The organism is Legionella drancourtii LLAP12 (assembly GCF_000162755.2).
GTDB lineage: Bacteria > Pseudomonadota > Gammaproteobacteria > Legionellales > Legionellaceae > Legionella > Legionella drancourtii.
Window position 1 is genome coordinate 38249 of record NZ_JH413847.1, and the last position, 15882, is coordinate 54130.

A 15882-nucleotide genomic window follows, 5' to 3' on the forward strand; every position below is an offset into this window, starting at 1 on the left:
CATGAAAAAAAGACGAGTAGCGATTACCGGTTTAGGCGCAGTGTCGCCTTTAGGTCTTGATGTTGAGTCCACCTGGTCTAATTTATTGGCCGGACAATCAGGAATAGCCGAGATTAAACACTTTGATGCAAGTGCGTTTCCTACGTACATTGCTGCTGAGGTGAAAAACTTCAAGCCTAACCCGGCATTAAAGAATAAATATACTCGTTTTGCGATGCCGTTTACCGAATATTCCTTAGAGGCTGCATATCAAGCGTTTGCCGATGCAGGCATTTTACCTACAGAGCAAACTGCTGCACGCTGGGGCGTGGTTACGGGCAGCGGCATGATGACTGCTGAATTTGACTACCTGCATCGTTTTCAGCAAGCGTGTGCGCCAGATGGTGAGGTGAACTGGTCTCAGTTACAAGAAAATACTCAAGAATTTTATAAGCTGGCTGATTTTGGTAAGACAACCCCTAATTCAGGTTTATCCTTACTGATTCAACAATTTGGCATTAGAGGTTATGCTTCTTCTGTGCATACGGCCTGCGCTTCTGGTGGTCAAGCTTTAGGTTTAGCGATGCACGTTATTCGTCGCGGTGAAGCTGATTTTATGCTGGCGGGTGGTTTTGATTCAATGATTAACCCAATTGGACTGTCCAGCTTTTGTTTATTAGGTGCTCTATCTACGTATAATGATACTCCCGCCACCGCCAGTCGTCCTTTTGATGGTACCCGCAATGGCTTTGTTTTAGGTGAAGGGGCTGCCTATTTAATTCTTGAAGAATGGGATAAGGCTAAAGCACGAGGCGCGCGTATCTATGCAGAATTGGCTGGTGAAGGCAACTCGCTAAGTTCTTATCGCATTACCGATTCACATCCAAATGGTGATGGGGCAATTCAAGCCATTGAACGTGCATTGAAGGATGCTGGCGTACAGGCTGCTGATGTGGATTACATTAATGCGCATGGCACCTCAACGAAGATGAATGATTTAAGTGAAACGAATGCTATTAAAGCAGTTTTTGGTGAACGTATTGCTCAGTTGCCCGTGAGTTCAACCAAGGGGCAAACGGGGCATTTAATTGCTGCTGCCGGTGCACTTGAAGCCGTATTAGCGGTTAAATCCATTGAGCAAGCACGAATTCCGATGACGGCGAATTTAACGACACCAGATCCCGAATGTGACTTAGATTATGTCGTCGAGGGGCCGCGTGAAAAATCATTAGGCGTGGTCTTGTCTGATTCTTTTGGATTTGGTGGCTCGAATAGCTGCTTATTATTTAAGCATCCCGAGTTTGGAGGAGCAGGTCGATGAGTCAAAGCAATAGAGTATTTATTACGGGTCGAAGCGCATTAACTGCCTCCGGAAATACCGCTGATGCAACCTGGGAAGCTATTTTAAACGGTAAAAGTGGGATTACGGAAATAGGCGAATGGGACTTATCGCAATGGCCTGCGCGTCTTGGTGGTGAATTAAAGGATTTTCAGCCCGCTAAAATGCTGCCTGACCGCAAATTAATTAAAGTGATTTCGCGCCAGGATGTGATTGGTATTAATGCGGCAGTGCAAGCGGTGGAACACAGCCAAATTATTCCTTATCGTGATACTTTGGACAATGCTGATGCGTACAATGAGCAAACAGCCATTTTTGTCGGTTCACCTGGAAACAAGTATTTCCAGCAGTATGATTTTTTACCTCTGCTGGCAAAATCTCATGGCCAAATGCAGCCTTTTGCCCAACAATTATTTGATGAAGTCCACCCGATGTGGTTGTTACGTATTTTGCCTAATAATGTTCTTGCTTATACTGGTATTACTTATGGTTTTAAAGGGCCTAATCACAATGTAACCAATCACGCTGTAGGCGGAACGCAAGCTTTGATCGAGGCGTATCATGCGATCCGTAGTGGTCAGGTTGAACGCGCAGTCGTTGTTGCTTATGACTTGGCCGTTGAACCACAATCTTTATTTTATTATGAGCAATTAGGTGTATTGAGCCATCGCCATTTAAAACCCTTTGATGAGGCTCATGATGGTACGATTATGGCTGAAGGAGCTGCTGCTTTAGTTTTAGAAAGTGAAGCGAGTGTGCGAGCTCGTTCAGCAGTTTGCTACGGCGAAATTGTTGGTGGTTTATCGAATAGTGAAGTTGCCGGATTATTTTCTATTGAGGCAAGTGGCCAGCAATTAACTGAATTAATGATACGTACTTTAGATGTGGTCGCGCTGAAACCGCAAGACATTGGCTTTGTCGTGGCGCATGGCAATGGCAATATAAAATCAGATGACAGTGAAGCGAATGCCATAAAAAATGTTTTTGCTCCGCATGAGATACCCGTAACCGCATTTAAATGGTCGATGGGACATACGATTTGTGCCTCAGGATTAATTGATGCGGTCATGGCATCTTATGCTTTGGAAGCACAATGCGTACCAGGTATTGCTAATTTACAACAGATCGCAACGAATTGTAACGAATTGTCAGTAAGCGCTGATCATCAATCACTAAGCAATTCGGCGCATGCATTGATAATCAACAGAGGGTTTGCCAGTATGAATACGTGTTTGGTGATTAAATCCTGTGAATGATTTAGACAAGCAAATCAGTGAATTACCGGTTAGTTTTTTTGGGCGTATCATTTATAAATATGCGCCTTATAAACGCCAAGTCATTATGGCTAATATAGAGCGCGTTTATGGAGAGCGCTTAAGTATGGCGCAAAAAAAGCATCTGGCTATGTCATACTACTCACATCTGCTTAAATCTTTTAAAGAAGCCTTACACTTACGTTTTATGAGTGAAAAGACACTCGGCGAACAGGTAGAAGTACGTGGCCATGAAAACATGCTTGCTGTAGTGGCTCAGCAAAAAGGGGTGTTGGTCCTTACTGGGCATTTTGGTAATTGGGAAGTAGCACCGATAGGCGGCGTATTAAACTTTAAAGAGTTTCAGGGGCAATTTCATTTCATTCGTCGGACTTTATCGATTAAGTCGATCGAACGCAGTTTATTTAAGCAGTATTACCAGGTTGGATTAAACGTTATTCCCAAAAAAAATTCTCTTGATAAGGTCTGTGCGGCCCTGGAACAAAATCATGCCGTTATTTTTGTTTTAGATCAGCATGCTTCTTTAGCGAATCGTGATGGAATCGCAGTCGAATTTTTTGGTGAGAAAGCTGGAACTTATCGTAGTTTAGCTACTTTATCGCGTTATACAGGCGTGCCGGTTATTCCTGCTGCAGGTTATCGTTTGCCTAGTGGCAAACATGTTTTAGAGTTTTACGATCCGATTCCTTGGCAAGATTATGGGAGTACGGCAGAATCTCTTTATCAAAACACCTTGGCTTATAATCGCGCTTTAGAACAAATTATTTTAGCTCATCCGGAGCAATGGAATTGGATGCATAAGCGTTGGAAGCTTAAGAAACATCAGTTAGTAAGTACGGAACAGTCCTAGCTAAATTTAGGTAATTGCCGTAGCCGTTAGTTGTTAAAACTATATTTTAATGACCGTGTTGGGCTTCTCACTCAAACCCGATCGTTTGACCTCTCCATGTGAGGTATTGTTAATGACCAATTATCGAGGCTAAGGAAATTTCCGTTTTACCAGGCTTTGTGGTTTTCGGTTCTGTTTTTGTGCTAAATAAGCCATCACTAAAGTTAGATACCCAGCTCCATGCTGATTGTGCATATTCACTGGCCTCTCTTATACATATAGAAAAAGTCTCTGTTGTGGTGGTCACCACATCCGACGTTTTGGTGTTGATTTTTGTGGTTTGCACGGCATCAGGTTCTGGTATGACACAATCGAGTTCATCTGTAACTCGTTTTAATTTATCCGAACGGTTATGGATCTGTTTTACTAAGCCAGATAATTTCATCTGGGGATCGCTCTTTTAAGAACAGTTCTAAAAGGCGGAATTGATTGCTTAATAGGGATTCTTTATTCTTCATTAGCCACGCATATAATTCCTCGTCAGTCTCTGTTTTCGCTTGTTGTGCAATCCTGATGAGCTCCTGGTTTTGCTCAGGATTTAATTTTTGCAGTGCTAAAGAACATAACTTGATTACGATTTGATAATTCTTAATCCCCCCTGCTAAGCCAAAATGTTGAATTGCTGCAGTGGCATGATATAAAAAAAGACGAGGACATATAAATTCATCAAATAATTCAGGGTAACGCAGAAATACTGCAAATATGGTATTCCTGACTTCTGCATTTAACTCCTTTCTCATGAGGAGAAACACGATATGAAGCTCTGCTTGATCCCATTGCAATGATTTTGGTGCATGTGTATGAAATTCCAGATAATCATTTAACAAGTGATTCAGTGCGTTACGTTCACCTTGGTAATAAATTAAAAAATAGTCAAAATTTTTGATTGTCATATTGTGACGCATAAGCATTTGCACTAAGGTGCTTTCCTCCATCGATACGTCCCGCCTGATACCAGAAGGCAATATTGCCTGTACGGGCACTGATTTTTATGTAGCTATTGGTTAGCTGCCAATTCTTTGAATGCATCTAATACATTAACATGTACTAATTTCATTAGATGAGCTAAAAGGATGGTGAAAGCTGGCCTTCATAAACAAAGACGGCAGGACCAGTTAAGGTAATTGGTGCAGTAAAATCTGGCCAGTCAATAATTAATTCACCACCAGGCAGACTCACCGTTACTTGCTTATCCAAGCGGTGATATAAGCGGCCAATAGCCACTGCGGCAACGGCACCACTGCCGCAGGCCAGTGTTTCGCCACAACCACGTTCATAAACGCGTAATTTGATATGCTGTGGATTGATAATTTGCATAAAACCAACATTTGCTTGTGCTGGAAAACGGGGATGAATGCTGATTTCATGACCTAATGTAGGCACCGGCGCTGTTTCTACATCTTTAACGAGTAAAACGGCATGCGGATTACCGACACTGATGGCATGCATGGTTGCTGTTTGGCCATGTTGTAGTTCTAATTGATATTCGGCTGCTTGATGTTCGGCGCTCAGGGGAATTGCTGCAGGATTGAGTTGGGGAATCCCCATCTCCACACGAACGCTATTATCGGCATTAATTTGTAAACTCATTTGTGTTGTGGTCGTTGCTACCGTTAAGTGATTTTTATGGGTTAAATTATAATATTTCGCAAATACAGCCAGGCAGCGTGCACCATTGCCACATTGGCCTACTTCTTGGCCATCGGCGTTAAAAATACGGTAGTTAAAATCAATGCCTGTATGAGTACTGCGCTCGATCAGTAATAGTTGGTCAAAACCTATGCCGGTATTACGCTGAGCTAATTTGGCTATTTGTAGTGGTTGGAGATTGATGCTTTGGTTGATGCCATCAATCACTATGAAATCATTACCTAAGCCATGCATCTTTGTAAATTTTATACGCATATTATTTTTCTGAAGTAGTCTGTTCTGCTTGCGGTAGATAGAGTGGGCCTTTTTGTCCGCAGCCAGATAGAATAAGCAAGGCCACAAGGGTGATGACGGTATGCCGAAAATAGTTCATTAAATAGCCAGTAAGAGGTTGTATCGTTTATAGTTCAGTGCAGAAAAGATAGTCATTCCTCTGCACTGAATATCATAGCATACTATTCTTAATTAATAATATTTAATTATTAATTAACTGAAAGATTAAATGGAAGAATAGCGTAACGTCTCATTAAATTTTCAGCTTTTAAACCATAAGCACCGACAGCCCCAGGAACACCAACGGTGTCTAAAGCGCCATTACCAGCATTAAATGCTGGTGCAGAAGCAGCACCAACGCCCCATGCAGTAGCAGAAGCAGTTACTGCCGCTGCGGGTGTACCTGTGCCGTTAATAATTAATGCCATATTCGCGTAGGCTGTTGTTGGCGCAGTAAAGTTAATGGCTGCAGTAGCGGTAGTCGCAGGTACAGTAGTTGTTGTGACAGAGTCATAAACGATAGTTGCCACAGAACCAACAGTAGTTTTGAGTGGTGTTACAGCAACTGAAGCGATGCTAGTACACGAAGTTGCACTGTGAGTAGCTGAAGAGGACCATTTAACCGTGACGGTGCCATTGTAAGCAAGGTTTGCAGTAGTGGAGCATGGGCCAGTAGCATCTGAAACAACTACCGATACGCTAGACGCAGTGGCACCCGTGTTGCCTGTAGCGGCAACTACGTTTCCAAGGCTATTTACTATAACTAATTGTCCGTTTGTTGGGCCTACAGCAAAAGCCGCACCAGAAGCAAGTAATGCCACTGCAAGTGTAGACTTTAAAAATGTACGTTTTGTTGCTTCCATATTTAATACCATCCTTCTTTATTATTTAAATAATTGATAATTGATAATTGATAATTGATCTAAAACAAACATACGTGGAACACACGGCAGTCCACTCGACCTAAAGTCTAGCACCACCTTTCTTGTTCTGCAGTAATTTTGAGAATTAAATTTGTAATATATTTTGAAGTGAGATAAAAATAAAACAGGTTAATTTAATAAGCGGCACGTTTGATTAGTGAGCTCTAAATTTAGCAAAGTACTTGCATTTTTGTGCACGTAAAATTAGGGTATCTTTTAATCACCGCGACGCACTTAATTTATTAAAAAATACCAGTTGCAATTATAGGTTAGGGGCGTACTGATCTTCTTCAGAATTAATCGCTTCTTCTAGAGCAAAGCTGGATTGATTTTCTACTTGATTTAGTTGTATTAATAAGCCATTAAAAAATTTTGCCATTATGTCAATGATTGCCTGACATAATGTCTGCTTCTTTTCTTGTTTTTCAACAGAGTTCCAATCATCAGTAAACTATTGACGGCTTACTTCGCGCACGACCTTATCAAAGGTTTCTAGAACGTCTTTACGTGCTTTTTCTGTACCGATGGGGATTAAATTTAGCTGAGCATCTAAGACCGCGATAACATCTGGGGTGTTATTTTTAGGGGGGCTGATGTCTTTTGGCTTGTGTTCACTTAATTGTTTAATGAACTGTTGTGCATTGTCACAGGTTTTAATAATTTCTTGTAGTGCTTGTAATTCATGAGCAATTAAAATTGATTCGGCCTCCCCCCTCTACTATGCGCAATAATGTTGATCGTCATTTGGCTGTGCGCAATCGTTTTTAATGCAGCAGCAAGGTCTAGGGCGAAGCCATTGGTTTCTGGGCCATTGATGACTACGACTTCATTTGTCTGATAAGCATAATTTTTGTCTCCAGTTTGTGCGGGCGTTTCTGTTTGAATCAGCGTTGAGAGCCACTATCAGTGTTTCACCTTTAGGGTAATCTGCTACTCGTGTCCCTTTTGTGCACACTGCTTTAGGCATTTTTTTCAATGTCGGTGTAAATATAGTCTTTGTACCGAGCATGGTGAGGGAAAGTGGCAGATATTCAAATCTGTTATACCTTTCGTATATGGCTCATATGGTGACACAATAGCACATTATTGGTGGTAAACTAAGAAATGGCTAGCTAGTGTTTGGTTGTCCAAAATAAAACAGATTGTTGGTTCTGCGTGCGAAGATCCGTTCACTGCAAATATTGGCGTGGTATAACTTGCACTGTGTCAATGCATTGGCGATAATTTGTTTTTTGTGTAAAAGGGGATGGTTTTGAGTGTTTATATGAAAGAGCCTCAAGCTCCAGCACAAGCCTGTGTTCTTTGGATGCATGGTTTGGGTGCCGATGCTTCAGATATGGTTGGATTGGCCGATCAGTTACCTGTAGCTGATGTGGCTTTGCGCCATGTATTTATTAACGCGCCAATGCGTCCGGTGACGCTTAATAATGGCATGGTTATGCCTGCTTGGTATGATATTGTTGGTATGGAGTTAATTGATAGACAAGATAAAGCCGGAATTGAGCAATCAGCAGGGATTATCCGCAAAGTAATGGATGAACAATTGCAGGATGGTTTTACCTATGAACAGATTTTTCTAGCCGGTTTCTCTCAAGGCGGAGCGATGGCATTGCATACCGCTCTTCATACTTCGGCGCGTTTGGGTGGTGTTATTGCTTTATCTGCATATTTACCTTTAGCCGATCATAGTCGTCCTACACTTGATAAACAAACGCCTATTTTTATGGGTTCAGGACAATTTGATCCGCTGGTGTTGCCTAAGTGGGTTGAGATGAGTAAAGATTGGTTATTAAATAATGGTTATACGCATCTGTCTAACCATTATTATCCTATGGAACATTCAGTATGTATGGATGAAATTAAAGACATCAGCCTTTGGCTTAGCCAACAAGTTCCTGGGAGCATGTAATGACGGTAGTAAAAAAATCAAGAACAGTTGCTTATACCTGCGAACAAATGTTTCGTTTGGTAAATGAGGTAGAACATTATGCACAATTTCTACCTTATTGTACAGAAAGTGTGGTGCATCATCGGGACAATGATGAGGTACAAGCTACTTTAGTGATTGGCGCGGCTGGTATGAGTAAATCATTTACCACGCGTAATCGTTTGCAGATGAATAAAATGATCGAAATTCGCTTGGTTGATGGGCCATTTAGTCATTTAGAAGGCTTTTGGCGTTTTGATGAAGTAGATGAAGGTTGTAAGATTTCTTTTGATTTGGAATTTGAATTTGCAGGACGAATGTTTTCCATGCTTCTTGGGCCAGTATTCGAGCAGGTAACGGATAAAATGGTTGATTCTTTCTGCGATAGAGCCAAGGCAATGTATGCTAAAGATTGAGTTGGTTTACGTTACCTTAGAGCGACAAACGGTGCATTTGACTCTAACACTTAATTCAGGAGCAACGGTGTTGGATGCCTTAAATGCATCGAAAATTTATCATTCACATCCTGAAACGAAAAATATGGCGGTCGGGATTTATGCAAAGCAAGTAGTTTTGGATGCTGTGCTTAAAGATGGAGATCGGGTGGAAATATACCGGCCATTGGTCTTAGATCCTAAAGAAAAGAGACGACAGCTTGCTCGCTCTAAGAAGTAGTTGACCGTAGGTTGGGTAAATGAGCCAATCTACGGCATCCACGAGGCCCAACTTTAGATTATGGATTACGTTCTATCTGTCTTAATGTTCCATGAGAAAAATAAAGACTTACGGTAGTTATGGTCATGTTGCCATGACCTTTGCGCCAGGTATAGGCATAATCCCAGCGGTCATTATTAAACGTCGGACTTAATAAACTGGTCCCCATCAGAATAGCAACATCATTTTTGCTCATGCCTACTTTTAATCGATCAACTTTGGCTTTGGGGATTAAATTGCCTTGTTGGGCAACTCGGCGTGCAAAGTCGAAGGAGGTGCACTGGGTCAGTGTTAAGGTAAATAAAACACCAAGAAGAAAAACTATTATTCGCATTTTTTTGCCTACCGTGAAAAATTTCGCCATAATAGCACGTCATTTAGCGAAAGACACCTGCAAGGTACATCGAACTTCATTATACTAAAGCTAACCATCGAATTGAGGGCTATTTGCCCAGGAGCACTAATGGAAGAAAGCAAGCAATTAAAAAATGCCGGATTAAAAATTACATTGCCGCGATTGAAAGTATTGCAAATTTTAGAACAGTCTCATAATCATCATTTAAGTGCGGAAGGTGTATATAAGGCATTATTAGAAACAGGAGAAGATGTAGGCTTGGCTACGGTATATCGGGTATTAACACAGTTTGAAAGCGCTGGATTAGTTTCTCGGCATAATTTTGGGGGCCATTCTGTATTTGAATTGAGTCAGGGTGCGCATCATGATCATTTGGTCTGTGTTAAATGTGGCTGTGTCGAAGAGTTTGTTGATGAAATTATTGAGCAGCGTCAAAAAACAATTGCTGAGCGTGCCAATTTTAAAATGACAGATCATGCTTTGAATATTTATGGAATATGTCCACGTTGCCATTAAACAGAAGGGGTAATTTACTCTTCTGTGGCTTTTTTTCTTTTTTACCAATAAGAAAAAAAGTATTTATCTGGCCAAATCCTTTTATTGTCAGCGTGTCATAAGGCTCAATGAGGAATTCATCACCCAACATAAAGGCCATTTTTTCTGAAATATGAATTTTATTGGGCAACGAATTTTTTTCTAATCGGCTGGCAAGATTAACGACATTACCCCAGACATCATATAAAAATTTTTTATGGCCAATTACTCCCGCAATTACGTTGCCATAAGTCATACCAATACGGAATTGGAGTTTCAGATGATGGTTTTGATTAAAAGCTTGCATTTTTTCGAGAATAGCTAAGGCATAATTCGCCATATTTGTAGCATGTTCGGTGGTTTGTATGGGGACTCCTGAGGCGGCCATATAGTTGTCACCAATGGTTTTTATTTTTTCTACCTTATATTGCTCTGTGAGACTATCTAGCTCTGCAAACAGTTGATTTAAAATGTGCACGGTTTTTTTCGCGCCCAAGTGTTCTGTTAGTTCAGTAAAATTAATAATGTCCGCAAACATTATGCTGGCTTGAGTATATTCATCAGCAATGTCCTCTTCTCCTGATTTTAAACGAACAGCGATTGTTTCTGGCAGAATATTTAGGAGTAATAAGTCATTTTCTTCATTTGCTTTTGCTAATGATTTTAATGCTTGCACTAGAGAAAAAAGCATAAATAGAGTTGATAAAATAGCCAACAAGATTGCGATGAAAATAATTTGAAACATCTTGGCACGAAGTTCTTCATGTTTTTTGGTCGTCCGTGTATTTACTTGTTCAAAAAATTTGTGGATGGGGAGCATTACTTGGGCTTTTGCTTCCATGTATTTTGCGTTAAATAACAGGTGTTGGGCACGTTGTTGATTGGGTTTTCCTGGAATTGTGTAATTGCCTTGCTCATCCTCATACTTGCCTTCAAGGGTATTCATTGCTTTTGTTTCTGTTTGTGCCAAGCTATTGCTTTTATTCTTTGCCTCAAGCAACAATGCAAATTCCTTTAAGGTAAAATGATGTTCCAACATCCTTTCTGCTAAGGATTGGGCTTGCATGTAATTGGGGATAATTTTATGAGTAATGATTAAATCCCAATAAGACTCATCATATTTTAGCGGACGAGGCGCTGCTCCATTACGTATAGCCAGTATTTCATTGTAATAGTTGCGGTATTTTTTTTCACCTGTATTGACATATAGGCGAGCCATGGCGGTTAAATCATCCGAACGTTGTCTTAACCTATCGGCGATTATATAGGATTGATAACGTTCTTCCTCACTAATTATCTCTTGATGGGCAATGTGTTTTAATTCAAATAAACAAATTATCAAACTAATAAGGGCTGTTGCCAAGAAGAAGAAAAAGCAATTGAGCAGGCGTGTATTTTTAAGATTAAGCTTCATTTCATTTTTTACCTTTACATTATAACCATTTTTGTGCGCCTGGTTCCTACTAAAAAGAATAGATTATTTACTAAAATAGAGCTATTTTTAATAATTAAGTTTAAATGCTATCTTTTATAGGAAGCTGTTTGTTTTTATTCAGGAATTGCAGTACTAACCAGGATTGATTAATGAAACTATTATTTTTAGGTGCTGGCAGTGGTTTGGGAACGGATCTTACAAACTTTCAATCCAATATGCTGCTGCTTACCGATAGTGGCAAAAAATTGTTAATTGATTGTGGAACCGATATTCGTTTTTCATTAACCAAAGCAAAGTATGTGCCCCACGAAATCGACGCTGTTTTTGCAAGTCACTTACATGCAGATCATATTGGTGGTCTGGAATGGTTTGCTTTACAGCGCAAATTTGTGTCTCCCAATGGCCGGCCACAACTTATAGTTCATGAAGACTTGGTGGAATTGCTGTGGAATCGCTCGTTAAGCGGTGGCTTAAAAACCTTGGAAAATCAAGATGCGACGCTGGATGATTATTTTTCTGTACATACAGTAGCAGACAGTCAGATCTACGAATGGGAAGGATTACAATTAACGTTGATTAAAACCGTCCATGTGCATTCAAATGGCAAACTGATGCCTAGTTATGGTATCGATATCTTCTTTCAAGGCAAACATTTTTTTATTACAGCAGATACCCAATTTACTCCTGAAGTACTGGATAGATATTACCAACAGGCAACAATTATTTTTCATGATTGTGAAACTTTACCATTGCCAAGTGGCGTTCATGCTCATTTTGAGCAATTAAGTTCCTTACCTCCCGCTCTTAAAGCGAAAATGTGGCTTTATCATTATAATGATGGCGTTTTACCTGATGCCCAAGCACAAGGTTTTCTTGGTTTTGCTGCATGTGGCCAGGTAGTTGAATTGAAGTAAAATTTAATTGTGCCTGTGGTCTTTGTTTACTATTTAACCCGCAGTACGCACTTGTTAGTGCTTCTGTATCACGTTAATGTCGCTAATAGCGTTGCGGCTTTGTAAATGCTAATCGGAAACGCCATAAGCACACAACGTTCATGATGAATGAATAGGTTTTTGGTCATGATTAGTAAAGGATGAAAAAATTTTTCATCCTATCCGTATAGTTAATCCATGAAATTAATAATAAAAAACTTATTTTAGCGGCATTTTGTTGCTATAGTGGTTTGCTCTCTCAACTTGTGTAACATGGACTGTTAGTTATGTGGATTGTCTGGATTGCGCTTTCGCGACCTTACACATTTATTGTGTTAGGGCTGATGCTTCTGATCATCGGGCCTTTGGCAATCATGCGAACTCCTACCGATATTTTCCCTGATATTAATATTCCCGTAGTCAGCGTGGTTTGGTCTTATACTGGTTTACCACCTGATGAAATGGCCGATCGAATTACCAGTGTCTTTGAGCGTGCAGTTACGACTACGGTTAATGATATTGAACACATTGAATCAGAATCGCTGATTGGTGTGAGTGTTACCAAATTGTTTTTCCATCCCGGGGTTCGTATTGATATTGCTTTAAGTCAGGTCACCGCAATATCGCAAACAATGTTGAAGAATCTGCCTCCAGGCACCTTACCGCCACTAATTTTAAGTTATAAAGCATCAACAGTTCCGGTTTTACAGTTAGTTTTGTCTAGCGCAACCATTCCTGAACAGAGGCTTAATGATTTAGCTAATAACTTTTTACGTAGTCAGCTTGCCACTGTTCAAGGAGCGGCGGTTCCTTATCCTTATGGTGGTAAGATACGGCAAATTCAAGTAGATCTTGATCTACAAGCGATGCAGACTTATGGGATTTCACCACAACAGGTTAATGCGACTATTGATGCACAAAACCTGATTATTCCTGCTGGTACGCAAAAAATAGGGGAGTATGAATATATTGTCAGACTCAACGGTAGTCCGCTTTCCGTAGATGAACTTAATGATTTACCGATTAAAGCAACGCCAGGTCGTGTGCTTTACATCCGTGATGTGGCACATGTTCGCGATGGGTTTGCACCACAAACAAATATAGTCCGCGTGGATGGACAGCGGGCGGTAATGATGTCTATTCAGAAAACGGGAAATGCTTCTACTTTAGATATTATTAATCAGATTAAGGCCTTATTGCCGAAAGTAAAAGAAATTCTTCCTGAGGGATTGAATTTGTCTAAGTTTGCTGATCAATCCATCTTCGTGACCTCGGCGATTCAAGGAGTTATTGTTGAAGGGATGATTGCTGCCGCATTAACTGGATTAATGATTTTACTCTTCCTTGGCAGTTTACGCAGTACCTTTATTATTACGTTGTCCATTCCTTTATCCATTATTGCTTCCATCACTATTCTTTCGGCTTTAGGTGAAACGATTAACATTATGACCTTGGGTGGCTTAGCACTTGCGGTAGGTATTTTAGTGGACGATGCAACGGTTGCGATTGAAAATATTAATTGGAACTTAGAACAGGGCAAAGAAGTAGAACAAGCCATTCTTGATGGGGCGAAACAAATCGCTGTGCCGGCGTTGGTATCTACTTTATGTATTTGTATTGTTTTCGTACCTATGTTTTTCTTAGGTGGGGTAGCGCAGTATTTGTTTGTGCCCTTAGCTGAGGCGGTAATTTTTGCGATGTTAATGTCGTATATTTTATCGCGTACACTGGTTGCTACTTTAGCCAAATATTTACTGCACAAACATGATCTTTCAGGGGAAAAACCAGCAAGCACCAATAGATTTGTTCGTTTGCATGAAGCCTTTGAAAAAAAATTTGCAGAACTCCGTCAGTACTATTGTGATTTATTATCCAAGGCATTACAAAATACGAAGGTTTTTATTCCCTGTTTTTTGGCCTTTGTCTTTATTTCTTTATTATTGCTATGGCCTTGGCTGGGCTCTGATTTTTTTCCCAATGTTGATGCCGGACAAATTAAGTTACACATCCGCGCACCAACTGGAACTAGGGTTGAAGAGACCGCAAGATTAGTCGATGAAATTGATACCGTAATTCGCCGGGTGATTCCTCCTGCGGAGCTTGAGACAATTGTTGATAATATTGGGCTTCCGGTCAGTGGTATTAACTTATCGTACAGTAATTCGGCAACGGTTGGTCCTGAAGATGCGGATATTTTAATTTCTTTAAAGGAAAAACATAAGCCTGGCCCAGATTATGTTCGTGAATTACGAGCAATCTTAAATAATAAGTTTCCCTCGGTTTCGGTCGCCTTTTTACCCGCGGATATTGTCAATCAAATTATTAATTTTGGCTTACCATCACCGATTAACATCCAAATTATTGGTTTAAAACAAGAGGAAAACACTCTTTATGCCAATAAAATGATAAAGAGATTAAAGCAAGTTCCAGGTCTTGCTGATATTCGTACGCGCCAAGCTAATAATTATCCGGTATTCTTTGTTGATGTGGATCGCAGCCTTGCAAGTGAACTTGGTTTTACGCAATTTGATATTGCTTCCGATTTATTGATAGCTTTATCGGGTAGTTTTCAAACATCCCCTACTTTTTGGTTAGATCCCAAAAATGGTGTTTCCTATCCCATTGTGACCCAAGCACCTCAGTATGTAATGGATTCATTGCAAGCATTACATAACCTCCCCATTGGCAGTTTAACTGTACCAAGCCAAGTACAAATTTTAGGCGCTATGAGTAAGGTGACTCGGGCTTGGACGGCGGTGGTTGAATCACATTATAACGTGCAACCCGTAATTGATATCTTTGCCTCCATCCAAGATAGGGATTTAGGTGCAGTCGCTAAAGATATTCAAAAAATTATCAATGATATGAAAAAAGAGCTGCCTAAAGGATCTTCGGTGGCTATTCGTGGTCAAATTGATACCCAACAACATGCCTTTAGTGGTTTGTATTGGGGATTAGCCTTCTCTATCTTGTTGGTTTATTTATTAATCGTTATCAATTTTCAATCATGGACCGATCCTTTTATCATTATTACGGCCTTGCCTGCCGCCTTGGCTGGCATTGCCTGGATGTTGTTTTTAACTCATACCACGTTAAGTGTACCGGCATTAACTGGGGCGATTATGTGTATGGGCGTGGCAACCGCAAACAGTATTTTAATTATTAGTTTTGCCAGAGATCATATTGCTCATACCCCCAATCCCTATGTTGCGGCATTGGAGGCAGGCAGAGCACGTTTGCGTCCGGTATTGATGACGGCATCGGCCATGGTGATTGGTATGTTGCCTATGGCATTAGGCCTAGGAGATGGTGGGGAACAAAATGCGCCATTGGGAAGAGCTGTAATCGGTGGTTTGTCCTTTGCAACAATCGCCACGCTTTTTTTTGTACCTTGTGTTTTTTATGTTATCCATGAGCGAAAGTTAAGAGCGAAAACGAAGCAAAGGAACGAACATGCTTAAAAAAATTCAATTACAACTGACAGACAAACGGCATCGTCGCTATGTGATTACTAGTTCCATTTTTTTATTAATCGTGCTGGTATTGATTCTATTGCGTGTACAAGCAGCTCTTGCTTTACGCCAGCGGACACAGGACGCGGCAGTTACCGTAGTGGGTACGCTTATTGCCAAGCAAGAACGTGGTATGGATAAATTTA

16 protein-coding genes and 1 pseudogene are annotated in these 15882 nt (G+C 40.5%); 10 read left to right on the top strand and 7 right to left on the bottom strand.

Annotated elements, in window-relative coordinates; translation table 11 throughout:
• The first annotated feature begins 1 nt into the window (after position 1).
• From LDG_RS14960 to LDG_RS14970, 3 genes are read left to right on the top strand one after another with little or no spacing between them, the layout of a single operon-like run.
• Positions 2-1300 (top strand): beta-ketoacyl-[acyl-carrier-protein] synthase family protein, encoded by a 1299-nt coding sequence (locus LDG_RS14960; protein WP_006872266.1) that lies wholly within the window; start codon positions 2-4, stop codon positions 1298-1300.
• On the top strand, positions 1297-2574 hold the full coding sequence (locus tag LDG_RS14965; protein ID WP_006872267.1) for a beta-ketoacyl-[acyl-carrier-protein] synthase family protein: 1278 nt from the start codon (positions 1297-1299) through the stop codon (positions 2572-2574). The genes LDG_RS14960 and LDG_RS14965 overlap by 4 nt, the downstream gene beginning before the upstream one ends.
• The gene (locus LDG_RS14970) at positions 2567-3442 is read left to right on the top strand and encodes a lysophospholipid acyltransferase family protein (protein WP_006872268.1); all 876 of its coding nucleotides are present in this window, start codon (positions 2567-2569) and stop codon (positions 3440-3442) included. Before LDG_RS14965 ends, LDG_RS14970 begins: the two co-directional genes overlap by 8 nt.
• 109 nt (positions 3443-3551) lie before the next feature.
• Here the strand turns inward: LDG_RS14970 and LDG_RS14975 are convergent, their stop codons facing one another.
• The 5 genes from LDG_RS14975 to LDG_RS14990 all read right to left on the bottom strand — a co-directional run bounded on the left by LDG_RS14975 (position 3552) and on the right by LDG_RS14990 (position 6267).
• Complete coding sequence (locus tag LDG_RS14975; protein WP_006872269.1) at positions 3552-3866, bottom strand: hypothetical protein; 315 nt, start codon at positions 3864-3866, stop codon at positions 3552-3554.
• Complete coding sequence (locus LDG_RS14980; protein ID WP_006872270.1) at positions 3832-4416, bottom strand: hypothetical protein; 585 nt, start codon at positions 4414-4416, stop codon at positions 3832-3834. The genes LDG_RS14975 and LDG_RS14980 overlap by 35 nt, the downstream gene beginning before the upstream one ends.
• 130 nt (positions 4417-4546) lie before the next feature.
• Positions 4547-5386, bottom strand: coding sequence for a diaminopimelate epimerase (gene dapF / locus LDG_RS14985; protein WP_040536162.1), 840 nt, complete (start codon positions 5384-5386; stop codon positions 4547-4549).
• Between the two features lies 1 nt (position 5387).
• Entirely contained in the window at positions 5388-5504 is a 117-nt protein-coding gene (gene lptM / locus LDG_RS19115; RefSeq protein ID WP_006872272.1) for an LPS translocon maturation chaperone LptM, read from the bottom strand.
• 109 nt (positions 5505-5613) lie between these two features.
• A complete protein-coding gene (locus tag LDG_RS14990; protein WP_040536164.1) occupies positions 5614-6267 on the bottom strand; it encodes a hypothetical protein in 654 nt (217 codons plus the stop codon).
• A 1324-nt stretch (positions 6268-7591) separates the two neighbouring features.
• On the opposite strand from LDG_RS14990, the gene LDG_RS14995 reads away from it, so the two are divergent.
• The 3 genes from LDG_RS14995 to LDG_RS15005 are packed head-to-tail and all read left to right on the top strand — an operon-like array spanning position 7592 to position 8929.
• Positions 7592-8236 (top strand): alpha/beta hydrolase, encoded by a 645-nt coding sequence (locus tag LDG_RS14995; protein ID WP_006872276.1) that lies wholly within the window; start codon positions 7592-7594, stop codon positions 8234-8236.
• The gene (locus LDG_RS15000) at positions 8236-8670 is read left to right on the top strand and encodes a type II toxin-antitoxin system RatA family toxin (protein WP_006872277.1); all 435 of its coding nucleotides are present in this window, start codon (positions 8236-8238) and stop codon (positions 8668-8670) included. Before LDG_RS14995 ends, LDG_RS15000 begins: the two co-directional genes overlap by 1 nt.
• The gene (locus tag LDG_RS15005) at positions 8657-8929 is read left to right on the top strand and encodes an RnfH family protein (RefSeq protein WP_040536166.1); all 273 of its coding nucleotides are present in this window, start codon (positions 8657-8659) and stop codon (positions 8927-8929) included. The genes LDG_RS15000 and LDG_RS15005 overlap by 14 nt, the downstream gene beginning before the upstream one ends.
• Before the next feature lie 58 nt (positions 8930-8987).
• Here the strand turns inward: LDG_RS15005 and LDG_RS15010 are convergent, their stop codons facing one another.
• Positions 8988-9332: an outer membrane protein assembly factor BamE gene (locus LDG_RS15010; RefSeq protein WP_006872279.1), complete on the bottom strand. Its 345-nt coding sequence runs from the start codon at positions 9330-9332 to the stop codon at positions 8988-8990.
• Between the two features lie 99 nt (positions 9333-9431).
• Between LDG_RS15010 and fur the strand changes: the two genes are divergently transcribed.
• Positions 9432-9839 (top strand): ferric iron uptake transcriptional regulator, encoded by a 408-nt coding sequence (gene fur, locus LDG_RS15015; RefSeq protein WP_040536169.1) that lies wholly within the window; start codon positions 9432-9434, stop codon positions 9837-9839.
• Here the strand turns inward: fur and LDG_RS15020 are convergent.
• Positions 9784-11271, bottom strand: coding sequence for an adenylate/guanylate cyclase domain-containing protein (locus LDG_RS15020; RefSeq protein ID WP_006872280.1), 1488 nt, complete (start codon positions 11269-11271; stop codon positions 9784-9786). The two genes, fur and LDG_RS15020, sit on opposite strands and share 56 nt — an antisense overlap.
• Positions 11272-11441: 170 nt before the next feature.
• Between LDG_RS15020 and LDG_RS15025 the strand changes: the two genes are divergently transcribed.
• The 3 genes and pseudogenes from LDG_RS15025 to LDG_RS19745 form a co-directional block, all read left to right on the top strand.
• Positions 11442-12206, top strand: a complete 765-nt coding sequence (locus tag LDG_RS15025; protein WP_006872281.1) for an MBL fold metallo-hydrolase — start codon at positions 11442-11444, stop codon at positions 12204-12206.
• Positions 12207-12511: 305 nt separating this feature from the next.
• The gene (locus LDG_RS15030) at positions 12512-15685 is read left to right on the top strand and encodes an efflux RND transporter permease subunit (RefSeq protein ID WP_006872282.1); all 3174 of its coding nucleotides are present in this window, start codon (positions 12512-12514) and stop codon (positions 15683-15685) included.
• A pseudogene (locus tag LDG_RS19745) lies at positions 15678-15882 on the top strand (efflux RND transporter periplasmic adaptor subunit); the annotation flags it as partial. The gene LDG_RS15030 and the pseudogene LDG_RS19745, both read left to right, overlap by 8 nt.